Genomic DNA, 17,990 nt, shown 5'->3' with positions numbered 1-17,990 from the left:
ACGGAGACGACGCCATGCGCAGGCAAGCCATCGGTGCGCAGGCCGCGGCGGTCGCGAGCGGCAGCGGGCGGCGCGCGCAGTCGCGCAAACGTCCTGGCGCGCTGCGCTGGCTGACCTGGGTCGTCTCGGTGTGCGCGATTGCGTGGATCGCCACGCAACTCTTCTACTTCGCGCAAATCGCGCTCTGGAACTTCGTCGATCCGCAAACCACGGCGTTCATGCGCACCGACGCCGCGCGTCTTTCCACCGACCGCCCCGGTCTCTCGATCCAGCACGAATGGGTCCCGTACGAACAGATCTCGCGCAACCTGAAGCGCGCGATCATCGCGTCCGAGGACGCGAACTTCGTCAACAACAACGGCTACGAAACCGACGCCATCCTCCAGGCTTGGGAAAGGAACAAGCAGCGCGGCCATATCGTGCGCGGCGGCTCGACCATCACGCAGCAGCTCGCGCGCAACCTGTTCCTCTCGCGCGAGCAGAGCTACATCCGCAAGGGCCAGGAGTTCATCATCACGTGGATGCTGCAGACGCTGCTCGACAAGGAACGCATCTTCGAGATCTATCTGAATTCGGTGGAGTGGGGCAATGGCGTGTACGGTGCGCAAGCCGCCGCGCGCTACTACTACCGCACGAGCGCCGCGAAGCTCACGCCGTGGCAGTCGGCGCGGCTCGCGGTGATGCTGCCGCGTCCCAGGTACTTCGACGAGCATCGCAACTCGGCCTATCTCGCGCAGCGCACCGCCGTGATTGCGCGGCGCATGGGGGCGGCCGAGTTGCCGCATTGAAGCGCCGTCGCATCGCCACGCCAATGAAAAACGCGCCGTCTTTGCGGCGCGTTTTCCTTTGATTGTCTGCGTTTCTTCGGCTTACTGGCGAGCGAGCCGCGCGTTATCCGGCATCGGCATGTTGAAGTTGGTGCGAAACGGATTGATGTCGAGGCCGCCGCGCCGCGTGTAGCGCGCGTAGACAGCGAGCCGGTCCGGTTTGCACTCGCGCAGGATGTCCATGAAGATGCGCTCGGCGCACTGCTCGTGAAAGCCCGTGTGATTGCGGTACGAGATGATGTAGCGCAACAGGCCCGCCTGGTCGATCTGCGGCCCGACGTAGTGGATCTGCACGCTGCCCCAGTCGGGCTGGCCCGTCACCGGGCAGTTCGACTTGAGCAGGTTCGAGATCAGCGTTTCTTCTACCGGGGCTTCGTCGAAGGCCGCCTTGAGCAGCGTCGGCTCCGGGTGATAGATTTCCGTGTTGAGATCGAGGCGATCGAGCGAGAGCCCTTCGAATTCCTCGAACGGGATCTTGCCGAACGCGCCCGGCTGCTCGAGCCGCACCGATACCGACGCGCCGCAGGCCGCCGTCACATCGCGCTTGATCGTCTCGCGCACCACCTCGGCGGATTCGAACGGCGTTTGCGCGAACGAGCCCAGATAGAGCTTGAACGACTTCGATTCGATGATGTTCGGCGAGTCGGCGGGAATGAAGAACGTGGCGATCGCGATCTGCGGCTTGCCGCGCGCGTTGAGCCACGAAAGCTCGTAAGCGTTCCAGATATCGCTGCCGAAGAAGGGCAGTTGCGCGCCAATGGCGATCTGCTCGCGCGCGCCCGCGCGCGGGATGGGGAAGAGGAGCGAAGCGTCGTATTGCTCGGTGTAGGTGGAGGCCTTGCCGAGCGGAGATTGATCGGGAGTCATGATGCGTTGGCTTCGGTTGCGAGATTGGTCACGCCGCTTGCCACGTGCCCGGTGGCCGTGACCGAGCGCGCGGATTCGCAATGGCGGATCTGGTCGTCGAAGAAAAAATCGGGTTCGAACTCGCGCAGGAACGGGCCTTTGTCGAGTCCGCCAAGGAACATCGCTTCGTCGATCTCGATGTTCCAGGCCATCAGCGTACGGATTGCGCGCTCGTGCGCGGGCGCCGAACGTGCGGTGACGAGGGCGGTGCGGATGCGCATTTGCGCGTTCGCGTCGGCGAGCTTCTGCAGACGGTTCAGCGCTGCGAGCAGCGGCTGCAACGGGCCTTGCGCGAGCGGCAGTTCGCGGTTGTCGCGCTCGTGGCTCACGAAGGCGGAAAGCCCCTTGCTCTGGAAAATCTGCTCGGCTTCGTCGGAAAACAGCACCGCATCGCCGTCGAAGGCAATGCGAATCTCGTGCGCGTTGCGTTCCGCCATTGTCGCCGATTCTGGAAAGACGCGTGCAGCGGGGAATCCAGCGTCGAGCGCGCTCTTCACATCGGCCGGATTCGCGGAGAGAAATAGCGACGCGTTTAGCGGCTTGAGGTAATGCCAGGGCTCGCGCCCGCGCGTGAACACGCCGCGCTGAATGTCGAGCCCGTGCTCGCGGCACGAACTGAACGCGCGCAGACCGCTGATGGGATCGCTGCGCGAGAGGATCACCACTTCCACGTGATGTGCGCCGTTATTGAGCGCGAGCAGCTTGCGGATCAGCGCGAACGCCACGCCTGGCCGCGCGGGCACGTTCAGGCGCTCGCGCTGGAGCGCCTCGTAGGCTCGCAGGTCGCCGGCCTCGAATACGTGGTTTTCCTCCTCGAAATCGAAGAGCGCACGTGACGAAATGGCGACGACGAGCTTGTCGGAAAGCGATACGGACACGATGGCCGCTCGTTACGCGAGGAACAACCGATACGCCGGGTTTTGCGTCTCTTCCCAGTGCGGATAACCGAGCGTGGCGAGGAAGCGGCGGAACTCGGCGTCTTCAGCGGCGGGCACCTGGATGCCCACCAGAATCGAGCTGTAGTCGGCGCCCTGGTTGCGGTAATGGAACAGGCTGATGTTCCAGTTCGGCGCCATCGACGAAAGGAAACGCATGAGCGCACCCGGGCGCTCCGGAAACTCGAAGCGGAACAGGCGTTCGTCGTGCGCGAGCGGCGAGCGTCCGCCCACCATGTAGCGGATGTGCTGCTTCGACAGTTCGTCGCCCGTGAGATCGACGCTCGGAAAGCCGTGATCGACGAAGGTCTTCGCGATCTGCTGCGACTCGCCGCGGTTGCGGATCTGCACGCCCACGAAGATGTGCGCGCGCTCGGCGTCGTCGATGCGGTAGTTGAACTCGGTCACGCTGCGCGTACCGACCAGCTCGCAGAAGCGCTTGAAGCTGCCGCGCTCCTCGGGGATCGTCACCGCGAACACCGCTTCGCGCGCCTCGCCCACCTCGGCACGCTCGGCCACGAAGCGCATGCGGTCGAAGTTCATGTTCGCGCCCGAGGTGATCGCCACCAGCGTCTGCCCCTCGATGCCCTCGCGCTCCGCGTACTGCTTCGCGCCCGCCACGGCCAGTGCGCCTGCGGGTTCGAGCACGCTGCGCGTGTCCTGGAAGACGTCCTTGATCGCGGCGCAAAGGGCGTCCGTATCGACCGTGAGCACTTCGTCGAGATACTGGTGGCACAGGCGGAAGGTTTCCTCGCCCACGAGCTTGACGGCCGTGCCGTCGGAGAACAGCCCGACTTCGGTGAGTTCCACGCGCTTGCCGGCCTTGATCGACTGCGCCATCGCGCAGGAATCGTCGGTCTGCACGCCGATCACCCTGATCTCGGGGCGCACGGCTTTTACGTACGCCGCCACGCCCGCAGCCAGGCCGCCGCCGCCGATCGGCACGAAGATCGCGTGAATCGGGGCCTGATGCTGGCTCAGCACCTCCATGGCCACGGTGCCCTGGCCGGCGATCACGTGGGGATCGTCGAACGGATGCACGAAGGTCAGGCCGCGTTCTTCCTGCAGGCGCACGGCGTGGGCGTAGGCGTCGCTGTACGACTCGCCGGCCTGCACGACCTCGACGGTGGCGCCGCCGTGGGCGCGCACGGCATCGACCTTCACCTGCGGCGTGGTCACCGGCACGCAGATCACGGCCTTCACGCCGAGCTTTGCCGCCGACAGCGCGACGCCCTGCGCGTGGTTGCCCGCCGAGGCGGTGATCACGCCGCGCTCGAGCTGCGCGGGCGAGAGATGCGCCATCTTGTTGTAGGCGCCGCGCAGCTTGAAGGAGAACACCGGCTGGTTGTCCTCGCGCTTGAGGAACACGGCGTTGCGCAGACGCGCCGAGAGGTTCGGAGCGCGCTCGAGTTCGGTTTCGCGGGCGACATCGTACACGCGGGCGGTGAGGATCTTCTTCAGGTAATCGTCGTGGGAGGCCATGCGAGGGCGCGCCGGGCGCGGGTTTAGGGCGGGAAAGCGTAAATGATAGCGCCAACCGCTCCAGCACTGGCGGCGCGGCCTGGCGGGTGGCGCCGGATGCGGCGGCGCGATTCGCCGACCGGCCGGAAGGCAAATCATCGTCAAAGCGCGTGCAATCGGGCGCGAATCGCCCGTCAACGCAAGTGAATCTTGCGTGTTCACCGGGTTCCCACGCAGCGTCAGCGCGGGTGCGGATCATGCGGTAAAATCCTTTTTCGAAACAAGGATCGGATGATGCACTGGCAACCTCGGACAGCCCATTTGATGCCCGCACGGCGCGTAACCCGCCCGGCGGCGCAGCGGCACGCCCGCCACGCACGATCGTGTCGCTAAATCCGAGCGCCGGGGAACCATCGGCGTGAGCGTTGCCGCCATGTGCCTCCCCACCCTTTTCGTCCGCAGCCTGCCACAGGCGGACACGATTTCAGAATAGCGCCCCACGCGCCCCGTCAGTATCCGTCGCAGCGGCCGCGAGCCGTGCACGGGACTGGCCCAAAGAGTCGTCCAACCATGAACGCACCTCAAGTTTTCGATCCTCACGGCGCCGCCGCCGCCGTGGCCGCCGACATCGAACCGCGCCTGCGCGAGATTCCCTATAACTACACGTCGTTTTCGGACCGCGAAATCGTCATCCGCCTGCTCGGCGAAGACGCATGGAACGCGCTCGCCGAGCTGCGCGCGGAGCGCCGCACCGGCCGCTCGGCGCGCATGCTCTACGAGGTGCTGGGCGACATCTGGGTCGTGCGCCGCAACCCGTATCTGCAGGATGATCTGCTCGACAATCCGAAGCGCCGCGCGCTCCTGATCGAGGCGTTGAACCACCGCCTCGCCGAAATCGAGAAGCGCCGCCGCGCCGATCTGCAGGAGCACACGGACAAAGAAGGCGTGGATCGTGCCGCGCGCGTCGAGAAACTGGTCGGCGCCACGCGCCGCGCCATCGACGCCTTCGCGGGCGAGTTCGAGAAGATGGCCGACCTGCGCCGCCGCGCGACGAAGGTGCTCGGCAAGCGCACGGCCAAGGACAACATCCGTTTCGACGGCCTCTCGCGCGTCTCGCACGTGACCGACGCGACCGACTGGCGCGTGGAATATCCGTTCGTCGTCCTCACGCCCGATACCGAAGCCGAAATCGCGGGCCTCATCAAGGCCTGTTTCGAACTCGGCCTCACCGTGATTCCGCGCGGAGGCGGCACGGGCTACACGGGCGGTGCGGTGCCGCTCACGCCGTTCTCGGCCGTCATCAATACCGAAAAGCTCGAGCAGCTCGGCCCCGTCGAGATGACCGACCTGCCGGGCGTGAACCGCAAGGTCGCGACGATTTTCTCGGGCGCGGGCGTGGTCACGCGCCGCGTAACCGAGGCCGCCGACGCGGCGGGCTTCGTCTTCGCCGTCGATCCGACTTCGCTCGATGCGTCCTGCATCGGCGGCAACGTCGCGATGAACGCGGGCGGCAAGAAGGCGGTGCTGTGGGGCACGGCGCTCGACAATCTCGCCTGGTGGCGCATGGTCGACCCGCAGGGCAACTGGCTCGAGGTCACGCGTCTTGACCACAACATGGGCAAGATTCACGACATTCCCGTGGCGCGCTTCGAGCTGAAGTGGTTCGACGGCGAATACGCGCCGGGCGAAAAGCTGCTGCGCTCCGAATCGCTCGATATCGAAGGCAAGCGCTTCCGCAAGGAAGGCCTCGGCAAGGACGTCACCGACAAGTTCCTCGCCGGCCTGCCGGGCGTGCAGAAGGAAGGCTGCGACGGGCTCATCACGTCCGCGCGCTGGGTGCTGCACAAGATGCCCGCGCATACGCGCACGGTGTGCCTCGAGTTCTTCGGCCAGGCGCGCGAGGCGATTCCGAGCATCGTCGAAATCAAGGACTACCTGTTCGAGACGTCGAAGCAGGGCGGCGCGATTCTCGCGGGCCTCGAGCACCTCGACGAGCGCTATCTGCGCGCCGTGGGCTACGCGACCAAGAGCAAGCGCAACGCGTTTCCGAAGATGGTGCTGATCGGCGACATCGTCGGCGACGACGCCGATGCCGTGGCCGCCGCGACCTCGGAAGTCATTCGCATGGCCAACGGCAAGAGCGGCGAAGGCTTCGTCGCGGTGTCCGCCGAGGCACGCAAGCGCTTCTGGCTCGACCGCAGCCGCACGGCCGCGATTGCCAAGCACACCAACGCGTTCAAGATCAACGAAGACGTCGTGATCCCGCTCAACCGCATGGGCGAGTACACGGACGGCATCGAGCGCATCAACATCGAGCTGTCGATCAAGAACAAGCTGCAACTGGTCGACGCGCTCGAAGCGTTCTTCAAGGCGGGCAAGCTGCCGCTCGGCAAGACCGACGACGCGAACGAGATCCCCTCCGCGGAACTGCTCGAAGACCGCGTGCAGCAGGCGCTCGACCTGCTCAAACGCGTGCGCGAGCGCTGGACCTTCGTGGGCGAGAAGCTCGATCTGTCGCTGCGCGAGGCGCAGCACTACCTCGTGCAGCTGGGCTACGAGGCGCTGGCGGAGAAGTTCGCCGACCGCGTGGACGTGCAGCCCGACGCCAACGTCTTCCACGTGACTCAGGACCGCACGGTGCGCATTTCGTGGAAGCAGGAGATCCGCGCGGAACTGCGCAAGATCTTCAACGGCGGCGAATTCAAGCCGATCCTCGACGAGACGCAGGCGATCCACAAGAAGGTGCTGCGCGGGCGCGTATTCGTGGCGCTGCACATGCACGCCGGCGACGGCAACGTGCACACGAACCTGCCGGTCAACTCCGACAACTACGAGATGCTGCAGGACGCGCACCATGCGGTCGCGCGCATCATGAAGCTCGCGCGTTCGCTCGACGGCGTGATCTCGGGCGAGCACGGCATCGGCATCACGAAGCTCGAATTCCTCACGGACGAAGAGATCGCCGAGTTCCGCGCTTACAAGCAACGCGTCGATCCGCAAGGCCGCTTCAACGCGGGCAAGCTGCTCGAAGGCGCCGACCTGCGCAACGCCTACACGCCGTCGTTCGGCCTGATGGGCTACGAGTCGCTCATTATGCAGCAGTCCGACATTGGCGCGATTGCCGATTCGGTGAAGGACTGCCTGCGCTGCGGCAAGTGCAAGCCCGTGTGCGCGACGCACGTGCCGCGCGCGAACCTGCTCTACAGCCCGCGCAACAAGATTCTCGCGACTTCCTTGCTGGTCGAGGCGTTCCTGTACGAAGAGCAGACGCGCCGCGGCGTGTCGATCAAGCACTGGGACGAGTTCAACGACGTGGCCGACCACTGCACGGTCTGCCACAAGTGCGTGACGCCGTGCCCGGTCAAGATCGACTTCGGCGACGTGACCATGAACATGCGCAATCTGCTGCGCAAGATGGGCAAGAAGAAGTTCAACGCGGGCAACGCGGCGGGCATGTTCTTCCTGAACGCCACGAACCCGCAGACCATCAATCTCGCGCGCACCGCGATGATGGGCGTGGGCTACAAGGCGCAGCGCCTTGGCAACGACGTGCTGAAGAAGTTCGTCAAGAAGCAGACGGCGCTGCCGCCCGCCACCACGGGCAAGCCGCCCGTGGTCGAGCAGGTGATCCACTTCGTCAACAAGAAGATGCCGGGCAACCTGCCGAAGAAGACGGCGCGCGCGTTGCTCGACATCGAAGACAACAAGATCGTGCCGATCATCCGCAACCCGAAGACGACGAACGTCGATTCGGAAGCGGTGTTCTACTTCCCCGGCTGCGGCTCGGAGCGTCTGTTCTCGCAAGTGGGCCTCGCCACCCAGGCGATGCTCTGGGAAGCGGGCGTGCAGACGGTGCTGCCGCCGGGCTACCTGTGCTGCGGCTATCCGCAGCGCGGCTCGGGCCAGTACGACAAGGCCGAGAAGATCGTCACCGACAACCGCGTGCTGTTCCATCGCGTCGCGAACACGCTCAACTACCTCGACATCAAGACCGTCGTGGTGTCGTGCGGTACGTGCTACGACCAGCTCGCGGGTTATGAATTCGACAAGATCTTCCCGGGATGCCGCATCATCGACATCCACGAGTTCCTGCTCGAGAAGGACATCAAGCTCGACGGCGTGACGGGCACGCGCTACATGTATCACGACCCGTGCCACACGCCGATCAAGACGATGGATCCGGTCAAGCTCGTCAATGAGCTGATGGGTGCTGAACACGACGGCTACAAGATCGAGAAGAACGATCGCTGCTGCGGCGAATCGGGCACGCTGGCCGTGACGCGCCCGGACGTTTCGACGCAGGTGCGTTTCCGCAAGGAAGAGGAAATCCGCAAGGGCGCGGCGAAGCTGCGCGGCATTCCGATCGTCGGCAACGGCGCGAACGGGGTGCAGCCGGCGACGCAGCAGGAAGCGGGCGGGCAGGGTACGACGCAGGACGTCAAGATTCTCACCTCTTGCCCGTCGTGCCTCCAGGGTCTGTCGCGGTACAACGAGGACGCCAACATCGAAGCCGATTACATCGTGGTGGAAATCGCCCGCCACATACTTGGCGAAAACTGGATGGCGGACTACGTTCAGAACGCGAACAATGGCGGAATCGAGCGCGTGCTGGTCTAATGGCTGCGCTCAATTTTCCGTGAACGGGTTCGAGGACGACGATGACATGCGTATTCTGCAGTGAGGAAGGCGGCGACGTGCTGTGGCAGGACGAGCGCATGCGCGTCGTGCTCGCGACTGCCGAGGCCGACTATCCCGGCTTCTGCCGGGTCATCTGGAATGCGCACGTCGCCGAATTCTCGGACCTGGGCGCGGCCGACCGGGAACATCTGATGCGCGCGGTGTACGCCGTCGAGCGTGCGCTGCGCCGCGTCATGCAGCCTTCGAAAGTGAATCTGGCGAGCCTCGGCAACCAGGTGCCGCACGTGCACTGGCACGTCATTCCGCGCTTCACGAACGATGCCCATTTCCCGCTGCCCGTCTGGGCACCGCGCCAGCGCACAGTGTCCGAGGCAATGCTGGGCCAGCGCCGCGCGCAGGCCACGCTGCTGCGCGACGCGGTGCGCCACGAAATGGAGCAGGCTTAAGGCCTGAGCGGGCGGGGGCGGTGAGCGTCCAATTGCGTCCAATACGCGTCCAACACGCATCCAACAGCGGGAACGATCATGAGTGGACTGAAATCCGATACGCCGGTGCCAAGCGGCGTCGTGGTGCACGCCGTCTCGCGCGTGCTGGAACTCCAGTATGCGAACGGGGAGAGCTACCGCGTGCCCTTCGAGCTGATGCGCGTGTATTCGCCCTCGGCGGAGGTGCGCGGGCACGGCGCCGGCCAGGAAACGCTGCAGACGGGCAAGCGCGAGGTGACGATTACGGCGCTGGAAGGTGTCGGCAACTACGCGCTGCAGCCCACGTTCTCCGACGGCCACAACACCGGCATCTACTCGTGGGACCAGCTCTATGAGCTCGCCACACGCCAGGACGAGCTCTGGGCGGAATATTTCGCCAGACTGAAGGCGGCGGGCGTCGAGCGCGACGCTCCGATGGCGGCGCCTCCTGCCGCGCATGGCCACTGCCACTGACGCTTCCTGTTACGATCCAGCCCCGCCGCATCTCTGACAGACGCGGCGCAGCACACCAATAGAACACCCTTCCGCGAAAGGACGAGCGCGATGAGCAAAACCCACTTCGGCTATCAGACAGTCGACGAACAGGACAAGGCGAAGAAGGTGGCCGGCGTGTTTCACTCGGTCGCCTCGAACTACGACCTGATGAACGATCTGATGTCGGGCGGGCTGCACCGCGCGTGGAAGGCGTTCACGATCGCGCAGGCGAACATCCGGCCCGGTGCGAAGGTGCTCGACATCGCGGGCGGCACCGGCGACCTTTCCATGGCGTTCGCGAAGAAAGCGGGCCCGACGGGCGAGGTCTGGCACACCGACATCAACGAGTCGATGCTGCGCGTGGGCCGCGACCGCCTCATCGACAACGGCGTGATCACGCCGGCGCTCCTTTGCGACGCCGAGAAAATCCCCTTTCCGGACAACTATTTCGATGTGGTGACCGTGGCTTTCGGGCTGCGCAACATGACGCACAAGGACGCTGCGCTCGCCGAGATGCGCCGTGTGCTCAAGCCGGGCGGTCGCGTGCTCGTGCTCGAATTCTCGAAGGTCTGGGAGCCGCTCAAGAAGGCGTACGACGTCTATTCGTTCAAGGTGCTGCCGTGGCTTGGCCGGCGCTTCGCCCAGGACGCGGACAGCTACCAGTACCTCGCCGAATCGATCCGCATGCATCCGGACCAGGAAACACTCAAGACGATGATGGAACAAGTCGGCCTCGACGCCGTCAAATATTACAATTTGTCAGCTGGCGTGGTAGCCTTACACGTCGGCACAAAGTATTAGTGTTCCCAACTCACTGTCTTTAAAGGAATTTTCGCCATGTCTGAGCCCTGCAACGTTGCTTCCAAAAAGCTTTCATCGTCATGGGCCAGACGAATCGGCGTCCTGGCCCTTGCCGGCGTGATGTTTGCCGGCAGCCTCGCATCGTTCGACGCAGAGGCTCGCCGCATGGGGGGCGGCCGCAGTTTCGGCAAGCAGTCGTCCACGGCTACGCAGCGCAGCACCACGCCGCCGCCGGCCCAGCCCACCCCCGCGAATCCCGCGCAGCAGGCCGGCGCCCAGCGCGCTCCCGGCACGCCGGCTCCCACGCCTGCGCCCGCACCGGCGCGCAATCGCTGGCTTGGGCCGATCGCGGGCCTCGCGGCCGGTCTTGGCATCGCCGCGCTGCTTTCGCACTTCGGTCTTGGCGAGGCGTTTGCCGGCATGATGGCCAACATGATCGTCATTGCGATCATCGCCTTTATCGCCGTCTGGCTGATCCGCAAGTTCATGAGCCGCCGCCGTGCCGCGGAACCCGCGTACCAGGGCGGGTATGCGTCGAACAGCATGAACCCGTCGTCGGGCGGGTATCAGCCGCAGGAGCCGCGCTACACCGCGCCGCCCACGGGGCAGTACCTCGCGCCTGAAGCCAATCCGCTGAGCACGCCGCAAATCGATACGCCGGCGGCGGCGTCGATTCCGGCCGGCTTCGACACGGAAGCCTTCGTACGCAATGCCAAGGTTTACTTCGTGCGCCTGCAGGCCGCATGGGACGCGGGCAACATGGACGACATCCGCGAATTCACGACGCCCGAGATGTTCGCCGAAATCCGCGTCGATCTCGCGGGCCGCGGCGCGCAGCCCAACCAGACCGACGTCGTGCAGCTCAACGCGGACCTGCTCGGCGTGGAAGACCGCGGCAGCGAATACCTTGCGAGCGTGCGCTTCTCCGGCCTGATTCGCGAAGCCATGGGTGAGCCGGCCGCGCCGTTCGTCGAGGTATGGAATCTCTCGAAGTCGCGCACGTCGGGCGAAGGCTGGCTGCTCGCGGGCATCCAGCAGGTCGAATCTCACTGAGCCGGTAGCCGGGCCGAGCGTCTCGTGACTTGATCCAGATCGCAGTGCGGTGCCTTCCAGGCGCCCCGCCGCATTCGACAGGGCAGGGCGGCGGCGCGATCCTGTGGCTCGAACGTTACAATAGGAACCCGCCCGGGCTTGTGCCCGTGCGGGTTTTCTTATTCCAAGCCGATGACTCTTGCCGCCAAGCCCTTCGCTGCCGCCGTCAATCACCTGCTCGCCCGCGAAACGTGGGCACGCGAGCGTCTCGCCCCCTATGCCGGCAAGACGGCCCGTCTCACCTGTGCGCCCATCGTGCTCACGCTGCTCGTGCAGCCGGACGGCTATCTGGGCGCGGTCGAGGACCACGATGCGGGCGACGTCGATGTGACGCTCTCGCTGCCCGCAGGCGCGCTCTCGTCGTTCATGCAGGGCGGCCAGGCGGCCGTGATGAAGCACGTGAAGATCGAGGGCGATGCCGAGTTTGCGCAGGTCATCGGCAAGCTCGCCGAGCATCTGCGCTGGGAGCCCGAAGAGGACCTCGCGAAGCTGATCGGCGACGCCCCGGCTTCACGCATCGCCACGCTCGCGCGCGCCGCGAGCGAGCAGGCCCTGCGCACCGGGCGCAACGTGCTCGGCTCGGTCACGGAATATCTGCTCGATGAAAATCCGCAGCTCGTGCGGCGCGCCGAGCTCGACGGCTTCAATGAAGAGCTGTCGCGCGCACGCGACGCGCTGGCGCGCGTGGAAAAGCGCATCGAGCGGCTCGAACAAAAATCACAGGCCGGCGGCGGGAGCCAAAGCGCTGCGCCGCGCGGCTCGCGCTAGTCAACAGGCCCCCCAGACATGCGTTTTCTGCGTTTCCTCAAGATTTTCTTCACCGTCATCCGCTTCGGCCTGGACGAGATGATGTTGAGCCGGATCAACGACCGGCGTGTCGCGCTGCTTCTGCGCATCACCACGATCGGCCGTCGCTTCGACGATCCGCCCGGTTTGCGTCTGCGTCTCGCGCTGGAAAGCCTCGGCCCGATTTTCGTGAAATTCGGCCAGGTGCTGTCCACGCGCCGCGATCTGCTGCCGCCCGATATCGCCAACGAACTGGCAAAGCTGCAGGACCAGGTGCCGCCGTTCGATTCGAACGTGGCGATCGGCCTGATCGAGAAGTCGCTAGGCGCACCGGTCGACACGATCTTCGACGAGTTCGAGCGTGTGCCGGTGGCGAGCGCATCGATTGCCCAGGTGCACTTCGCCAAGGTGAAGTCGGGCCAGCACGCGGGCAAGCCGGTGGCGGTGAAGGTGCTGCGCCCGAACATGCGTCCGGTGATCGACTCCGACCTCGCGCTGCTGCGCGACATCGCCGTGTGGGCCGAGCGCCTGTGGGCCGACGGCAAGCGTCTGAAGCCGCGCGAAGTGGTGGCAGAATTCGACAAGTACCTGCACGACGAGCTCGACCTCATGCGCGAGGCCGCGAACGGCAGCCAGTTGCGCCGCAATTTCGCGGGCCTTGACCTGCTGCTCGTGCCGGAAATGTACTGGGAATTCAGCACGGCCAACGTGCTGGTGATGGAGCGCATGGTCGGCGTGCCGATCAGCCAGGTGGACAAGCTGCGGGCGGCAGGCGTGGACATTCCGAAGCTCGCGCGCGAGGGTGTCGAGATCTTCTTCACGCAGGTGTTCCGCGACGGCTTCTTTCACGCCGACATGCACCCCGGCAACATTCAGGTGAGTCTCGATCCCGTGCATTTCGGCCGCTATATTGCGCTCGATTTCGGCATCGTCGGCGCGTTGTCCGACTTCGACAAGAATTATCTCGCGCAGAACTTTCTCGCGTTCTTCAAGCGCGACTATCACCGCGTGGCGACGCTGCATATCGAATCGGGGTGGGTACCGCCCAACACGCGCGTGGAGGAGCTGGAGAGCGCGATTCGCGCCGTGTGCGAACCGTATTTCGACCGGGCGTTGAAGGACATCTCGCTCGGCCAGGTGCTGCTGCGCCTCTTCCAGACCTCGCGGCGCTTCAACGTGGAAATCCAGCCGCAGCTCGTGCTGCTGCAAAAGACCATGCTCAACGTCGAAGGTCTCGGGCGCTCGCTCGATCCGGAGCTCGATCTCTGGAAAACAGCGAAGCCGTATCTCGAGCGCTGGATGACCGAGCAGATCGGCCTGCGCGGCTGGTACGAGCGCTTCAAGATCGAAGCGCCGCAATGGAGCAAGACGCTGCCGCAATTGCCGCGCCTCGTGCACCAGGCGCTCCTGCATCGCCAGGAACCGGGCGGTTTCGCGAACGACGAGACGATCCGCGCGATGCTCGCCGAGCAACGCCGCACGAACCGCCTGCTGCAGGGCCTGCTCCTGTTCGGCGTTGCCGTGGGCGTGGGCATGGTGGCCGCGCGCGTGTGGCTCGTGTTTGCCTACGGCGGCTGACGGACCACGTGAACAAGGAGTGAGACGATGAGCGACCCGACCCTGCCGCCGCAACCGGGCGAAGTGCCCGAGTTCGAAACCCGCGACCCGGCGTCGCCCTCGTTCTGGAATGAGCGCTTTGCGCGCGGCTTCACGCCGTGGGATCAGGCGGGCGTGCAGCGCCAGTTCGAAGCCTTCGCCACGGCGCACCCTGGCGCCGCGGTGCTGATTCCGGGCTGTGGTAACGCCTGGGAAGCACGTTGGCTCGCCGAGCGCGGCCGTACGGTGCGCGCCATCGACTTCGCGCCGGCCGCGGTCGCGAGCGCGCGCACGGCGCTGGGGCAGTACGCCGGTGTCGTCGAAGAGGCGGACTTCTACGCCTACACGCCGCCGTTCATGCCGGCCTGGGTGTTCGAGCGCGCGTTCCTGTGCGCGCTGCCCAAAACGCAGCGCGCGAGCTACGCCACCCGCATGGCCCAGCTGTTGCAGCCCGGCGCGTTGCTCGCAGGCTACTTCTTCATCGGCGAGACGCCCAAGGGCCCGCCGTTCGCGATCGCGCGCGACGAACTCGACGCCTTGCTCACGCCGTACTTCACGTTGGCCGACGATCAGCCCGTGGCCGACTCGCTGCCCGTGTTCGTCGGGCGCGAGCGCTGGCTCGTGTGGCGCCGCAACGACGTCGCGCCGTCGCCCGTTTGAGCGGGGTTGGAGCTGTCTCGGGCCGGCGCGCCGTGCGCTTGCCGCCTTGCATGGCCGCGCACGCTCTTGATGTGCGCGCAACCTGCCCTCATCTAAACCGAGGCGGCCGCAACCCTCCGACCTTCCCCGCTGGACGCCAACCCCGGTAAATGCCAGGGGCGATCCTGGTTTGCGGCTATAATTCAAGGCTTTGCAAGCAATTATCAGATTTTCATCAGGATAGAGATCATGCCGATCTACGCTTATCGCTGCGAGTCGTGCGGCTTCGACAAGGACGTGCTCCAAAAGATGAGCGATGCGCCCCTGACGCAGTGCCCGAGCTGCGGTGCGGACACGTTTCGCAAGCAGGTGACCGCAGCGGGCTTTCAGCTGAAGGGTTCGGGCTGGTACGTCACCGATTTCCGCGGCGGCAACGGCAGCAAGAGCGCGGCGGCGACCGGCGCGAAGGAGGCTGGCGAAAACGCGCCGTCGTCGGAAGCGGGCAAGCCGGCCGGCGAGGGCGCCGCGAGTGCTTCCAGCGATTCGGGCGCAGCCGCGCCCGCCGCGAGCACCCCAGCGAGTACGCCCAGCCCGGCAGCCTCGACCTGACAACCTGCGGCGCGATTCCTCTATTTCCGGGGACACGCGCCGCGCCGTAGCCGCGCCGGCAGCCCGTTTGCTGCGCACGGCCCGCATGGCGGTGTACATGACGATCAAGAAAGCGACGTTCAAATCGGTATTCCTGACCGGCCTGCTGGTGCTGGTGCCGTTGGCCATCACGCTGTGGGTGCTGAACCTCGTCATCGGTACGATGGATCAGACGCTGCTGCTGCTGCCCGAATCGTGGCGGCCGGAGCGCATGTTCGGCGTGCGCCTGCCGGGACTCGGCGCGGTGCTCACGCTCGCGTTCATCTTCGGGGTCGGTTTGCTCACCCACAACTTCATCGGGCAGAAGCTGGTGGAGTGGTGGAACGCGCTGGTGCGCCGCATTCCGATCATCGGACCGCTGTACGGCAGCATCCAGCAGGTTTCCGATACACTGCTTTCGAGCAACGGCAATGCATTTCGCAAAGCGCTCCTGATCGAATACCCGCGCAAGGGTTCGTGGACGATCGCGTTTCTCACCGGCATTCCCGGCGGCGACGTGGTCAACCACCTGCAGGAAGATCACGTGAGTGTCTATGTCCCGACTACGCCGAATCCGACGTCGGGCTTTTTCCTGATGGTGCCAAAGAGCGAGGTGGTCGAGCTGGACATGACCGTCGACGCCGCGCTCAAGTATATTGTTTCGATGGGCGTGGTCGCGCCGGCAACCTCACCACGCCGCCCCATCGATCCTCCGCTTTAATACCGGACGACGCGCTGCTGCGCGCCGCTCCCGTTCATTCATGCATAACGAAAGACGAACATCATGTCGATGAGATCTGAATACTGCGGTCTGGTGACCGAACAGCTGCTGGGCCAAACTGTTTCGCTGTGCGGATGGGTGCAGCGCCGCCGCGACCATGGCGGCGTCATCTTCATCGACCTGCGCGACCGCGAGGGCCTCGTTCAGGTCGTGTGCGACCCGGACCGCGCGGAGATGTTCAAGATCGCCGAAGGCGTGCGCAACGAGTTCTGCGTGCAGGTCAAGGGTCTCGTTCGCAATCGTCCGGAAGGCACGGTCAACGCGAACCTCACGAGCGGCAAGATCGAAGTGCTGTGCCACGAAATCGTGGTGCTCAACGCGTCGGTCACGCCGCCGTTCCAGCTCGACGACGACAACCTCTCGGAAACCACGCGCCTCACGCATCGCGTGCTCGACCTGCGCCGTCCGCAGATGCAGCACAACCTGCGTCTGCGCTACCGCGTGACGATGGCCGTGCGCAAGTATCTCGACGCGCTCGGCTTCATCGACATCGAAACGCCGATGCTCACGAAGAGCACGCCGGAAGGCGCGCGCGACTACCTCGTGCCGTCGCGCGTAAACGCGGGCCAGTTCTTCGCGCTGCCGCAGTCGCCGCAGCTCTTCAAGCAGCTCCTGATGGTGGCGAACTTCGATCGCTACTACCAGATCGTCAAGTGCTTCCGCGACGAAGACCTGCGCGCCGACCGTCAGCCCGAATTCACGCAGATCGACTGCGAAACGTCGTTCCTCGGCGAGCAGGAAATCCGCGACCTGTTCGAAGACATGGCGCGTCACGTGTTCAAGGAAACGATCGACGTCGAGCTCGACGCGAAGTTCCCGATCATGCCGTATGCGGAAGCCATGAGCCGCTTCGGTTCGGACAAGCCGGACCTGCGCGTGAAGCTCGAATTCACCGAGCTGACCGACGCCATGAAGGACGTCGACTTCAAGGTGTTCAGCGCACCGGCCAACACGAAGGACGGCCGCGTCGCGGCGCTGCGCGTGCCGAAGGGCGGCGAGCTGTCGCGCGGCGACATCGACGGCTACACGGAATTCGTGCGTATCTACGGCGCGAAGGGTCTCGCGTGGATCAAGGTCAACGAAGCCGCGAAGGGCCGTGACGGTCTGCAAAGTCCGATCGTCAAGAACCTGCACGACGCCGCGATCGCCGCGATCCTCGAGCGCACCGGCGCGCAAGACGGCGACATCATTTTCTTCGCGGCAGACCGCGCGAAGGTCGTGAACGACAGCCTCGGTGCACTGCGCCTGAAGATCGGCCACTCGGAGTTCGGCCGTGCCAACGGCCTCGTCGAGAAGGGCTGGAAGCCGCTGTGGGTGATCGACTTCCCGATGTTCGAGTACGACGAGGAAGAAAACCGCTACGTGGCCGCGCACCACCCGTTCACGAGCCCGAAGGACGAGCACCTGGAATACCTCGAAACGGATCCGGGCCGCTGCCTCGCCAAGGCTTACGACATGGTGCTCAACGGCTGGGAAATCGGCGGCGGCTCGGTGCGTATCTATCAGGAAGACGTGCAGAGCAAGGTGTTCCGCGCGCTCAAGATCAATGCGGAAGAAGCGCGCGCGAAGTTCGGCTTCCTCCTCGACGCGCTGCAATACGGCGCGCCGCCGCACGGCGGTATCGCGTTCGGTCTGGACCGCATCGTCACGATGATGGCCGGCGCCGATTCGATTCGCGACGTGATCGCGTTCCCGAAGACGCAACGCGCGCAGGACCTGCTTACGCAGGCCCCGAGCCCGGTGGACGAGCGCCAGCTGCGCGAACTGCACATCCGTCTGCGTCAGCCCGAGCAGAAGACGGCGCAGTAAGCCGCCCTCCTGCTGCGAAGGCCCGTCAGGGCTTTTGCATCGCAACAACAAAGAAGGCGCATCGTGCGCCTTTTTTGCTTTTTGCGTTAAATTACCTTTAGACGCGCCGCTGGCGCGCAGCGCGCGTTCCTCC

General features: G+C 65.1%; 15 protein-coding genes. 12 read left to right on the top strand and 3 right to left on the bottom strand.

Annotation, left to right across the window (positions count from 1 at the left end; translation table 11 throughout):
• The first annotated feature begins 14 nt into the window (after positions 1-14).
• Positions 15-788, top strand: a complete 774-nt coding sequence (gene mtgA / locus AB3X98_RS08965) for a monofunctional biosynthetic peptidoglycan transglycosylase (RefSeq protein WP_069268528.1) — start codon at positions 15-17, stop codon at positions 786-788.
• A gap of 81 nt (positions 789-869) precedes the next feature.
• Here mtgA and queF read toward each other — a convergent pair whose 3' ends face one another.
• Genes queF through ilvA form a run of 3 tightly spaced genes read right to left on the bottom strand, consistent with a single transcriptional unit; the run spans position 870 to position 4,150 of the window.
• Entirely contained in the window at positions 870-1,694 is an 825-nt protein-coding gene (gene queF, locus AB3X98_RS08960) for an NADPH-dependent 7-cyano-7-deazaguanine reductase QueF (RefSeq protein WP_368605981.1), read from the bottom strand.
• Entirely contained in the window at positions 1,691-2,611 is a 921-nt protein-coding gene (locus AB3X98_RS08955; protein WP_368605982.1) for a 5'-nucleotidase, read from the bottom strand. Before AB3X98_RS08955 ends, queF begins: the two co-directional genes overlap by 4 nt.
• A 12-nt stretch (positions 2,612-2,623) precedes the next feature.
• Entirely contained in the window at positions 2,624-4,150 is a 1,527-nt protein-coding gene (gene ilvA, locus AB3X98_RS08950; protein WP_368610233.1) for a threonine ammonia-lyase, biosynthetic, read from the bottom strand.
• Positions 4,151-4,699: 549 nt separating this feature from the next.
• Between ilvA and AB3X98_RS08945 the strand changes: the two genes are divergently transcribed.
• The 11 genes from AB3X98_RS08945 to aspS all read left to right on the top strand — a co-directional run bounded on the left by AB3X98_RS08945 (position 4,700) and on the right by aspS (position 17,857).
• Positions 4,700-8,746: an FAD/FMN-binding oxidoreductase gene (locus AB3X98_RS08945; RefSeq protein ID WP_069262914.1), complete on the top strand. Its 4,047-nt coding sequence runs from the start codon at positions 4,700-4,702 to the stop codon at positions 8,744-8,746.
• Positions 8,747-8,787: 41 nt separating this feature from the next.
• On the top strand, positions 8,788-9,213 hold the full coding sequence (locus tag AB3X98_RS08940) for an HIT family protein (RefSeq protein ID WP_069262913.1): 426 nt from the start codon (positions 8,788-8,790) through the stop codon (positions 9,211-9,213).
• Positions 9,214-9,291: 78 nt separating this feature from the next.
• Positions 9,292-9,705, top strand: a complete 414-nt coding sequence (locus tag AB3X98_RS08935; protein WP_069262912.1) for a gamma-butyrobetaine hydroxylase-like domain-containing protein — start codon at positions 9,292-9,294, stop codon at positions 9,703-9,705.
• A 90-nt stretch (positions 9,706-9,795) separates the two neighbouring features.
• Positions 9,796-10,527, top strand: a complete 732-nt coding sequence (ubiE, locus tag AB3X98_RS08930) for a bifunctional demethylmenaquinone methyltransferase/2-methoxy-6-polyprenyl-1,4-benzoquinol methylase UbiE (protein ID WP_158758634.1) — start codon at positions 9,796-9,798, stop codon at positions 10,525-10,527.
• Between the two features lie 36 nt (positions 10,528-10,563).
• Positions 10,564-11,580, top strand: a complete 1,017-nt coding sequence (locus AB3X98_RS08925) for a Tim44 domain-containing protein (protein ID WP_368605545.1) — start codon at positions 10,564-10,566, stop codon at positions 11,578-11,580.
• Between the two features lie 171 nt (positions 11,581-11,751).
• A complete protein-coding gene (locus AB3X98_RS08920; RefSeq protein WP_069262909.1) occupies positions 11,752-12,387 on the top strand; it encodes an SCP2 domain-containing protein in 636 nt (211 codons plus the stop codon).
• A gap of 18 nt (positions 12,388-12,405) precedes the next feature.
• Complete coding sequence (ubiB, locus tag AB3X98_RS08915) at positions 12,406-13,983, top strand: ubiquinone biosynthesis regulatory protein kinase UbiB (protein ID WP_368605546.1); 1,578 nt, start codon at positions 12,406-12,408, stop codon at positions 13,981-13,983.
• 27 nt (positions 13,984-14,010) lie between these two features.
• The gene (locus AB3X98_RS08910; protein WP_368605547.1) at positions 14,011-14,661 is read left to right on the top strand and encodes a methyltransferase domain-containing protein; all 651 of its coding nucleotides are present in this window, start codon (positions 14,011-14,013) and stop codon (positions 14,659-14,661) included.
• Positions 14,662-14,889: 228 nt separating this feature from the next.
• Entirely contained in the window at positions 14,890-15,249 is a 360-nt protein-coding gene (locus tag AB3X98_RS08905) for an FmdB family zinc ribbon protein (protein ID WP_368605548.1), read from the top strand.
• Between the two features lie 97 nt (positions 15,250-15,346).
• The gene (locus tag AB3X98_RS08900; RefSeq protein WP_042266455.1) at positions 15,347-15,988 is read left to right on the top strand and encodes a DUF502 domain-containing protein; all 642 of its coding nucleotides are present in this window, start codon (positions 15,347-15,349) and stop codon (positions 15,986-15,988) included.
• A 63-nt stretch (positions 15,989-16,051) separates the two neighbouring features.
• The gene (gene aspS, locus AB3X98_RS08895) at positions 16,052-17,857 is read left to right on the top strand and encodes an aspartate--tRNA ligase (RefSeq protein WP_069262905.1); all 1,806 of its coding nucleotides are present in this window, start codon (positions 16,052-16,054) and stop codon (positions 17,855-17,857) included.
• Positions 17,858-17,990 lie beyond the last annotated feature (133 nt).

The organism is Paraburkholderia sp. BR14312, from assembly GCF_040948675.1.
Lineage (GTDB): Bacteria > Pseudomonadota > Gammaproteobacteria > Burkholderiales > Burkholderiaceae > Paraburkholderia > Paraburkholderia nodosa_A.
The sequence above is the reverse complement of the archived record's forward strand: the minus strand, read 5'-3'. Positions and strand labels throughout refer to the sequence as shown.

What these genes read in the sequence shown, in the direction of transcription:
- mtgA (WP_069268528.1), top strand. Translation starts at nt 15, where the DNA reads ATGCGCAGGCAAGCCATCGGTGCGCAGGCCGCGGCGGTCGCGAGCGGC.
- queF (WP_368605981.1), bottom strand. Translation starts at nt 1,694, where the DNA reads ATGACTCCCGATCAATCTCCGCTCGGCAAGGCCTCCACCTACACCGAG.
- ilvA (WP_368610233.1), bottom strand. Translation starts at nt 4,150, where the DNA reads ATGGCCTCCCACGACGATTACCTGAAGAAGATCCTCACCGCCCGCGTG.
- AB3X98_RS08945 (WP_069262914.1), top strand. Translation starts at nt 4,700, where the DNA reads ATGAACGCACCTCAAGTTTTCGATCCTCACGGCGCCGCCGCCGCCGTG.
- AB3X98_RS08940 (WP_069262913.1), top strand. Translation starts at nt 8,788, where the DNA reads ATGACATGCGTATTCTGCAGTGAGGAAGGCGGCGACGTGCTGTGGCAG.
- AB3X98_RS08935 (WP_069262912.1), top strand. Translation starts at nt 9,292, where the DNA reads ATGAGTGGACTGAAATCCGATACGCCGGTGCCAAGCGGCGTCGTGGTG.
- ubiE (WP_158758634.1), top strand. Translation starts at nt 9,796, where the DNA reads ATGAGCAAAACCCACTTCGGCTATCAGACAGTCGACGAACAGGACAAG.
- AB3X98_RS08925 (WP_368605545.1), top strand. Translation starts at nt 10,564, where the DNA reads ATGTCTGAGCCCTGCAACGTTGCTTCCAAAAAGCTTTCATCGTCATGG.
- AB3X98_RS08920 (WP_069262909.1), top strand. Translation starts at nt 11,752, where the DNA reads ATGACTCTTGCCGCCAAGCCCTTCGCTGCCGCCGTCAATCACCTGCTC.
- ubiB (WP_368605546.1), top strand. Translation starts at nt 12,406, where the DNA reads ATGCGTTTTCTGCGTTTCCTCAAGATTTTCTTCACCGTCATCCGCTTC.
- AB3X98_RS08910 (WP_368605547.1), top strand. Translation starts at nt 14,011, where the DNA reads ATGAGCGACCCGACCCTGCCGCCGCAACCGGGCGAAGTGCCCGAGTTC.
- AB3X98_RS08905 (WP_368605548.1), top strand. Translation starts at nt 14,890, where the DNA reads ATGCCGATCTACGCTTATCGCTGCGAGTCGTGCGGCTTCGACAAGGAC.
- AB3X98_RS08900 (WP_042266455.1), top strand. Translation starts at nt 15,347, where the DNA reads ATGACGATCAAGAAAGCGACGTTCAAATCGGTATTCCTGACCGGCCTG.
- aspS (WP_069262905.1), top strand. Translation starts at nt 16,052, where the DNA reads ATGTCGATGAGATCTGAATACTGCGGTCTGGTGACCGAACAGCTGCTG.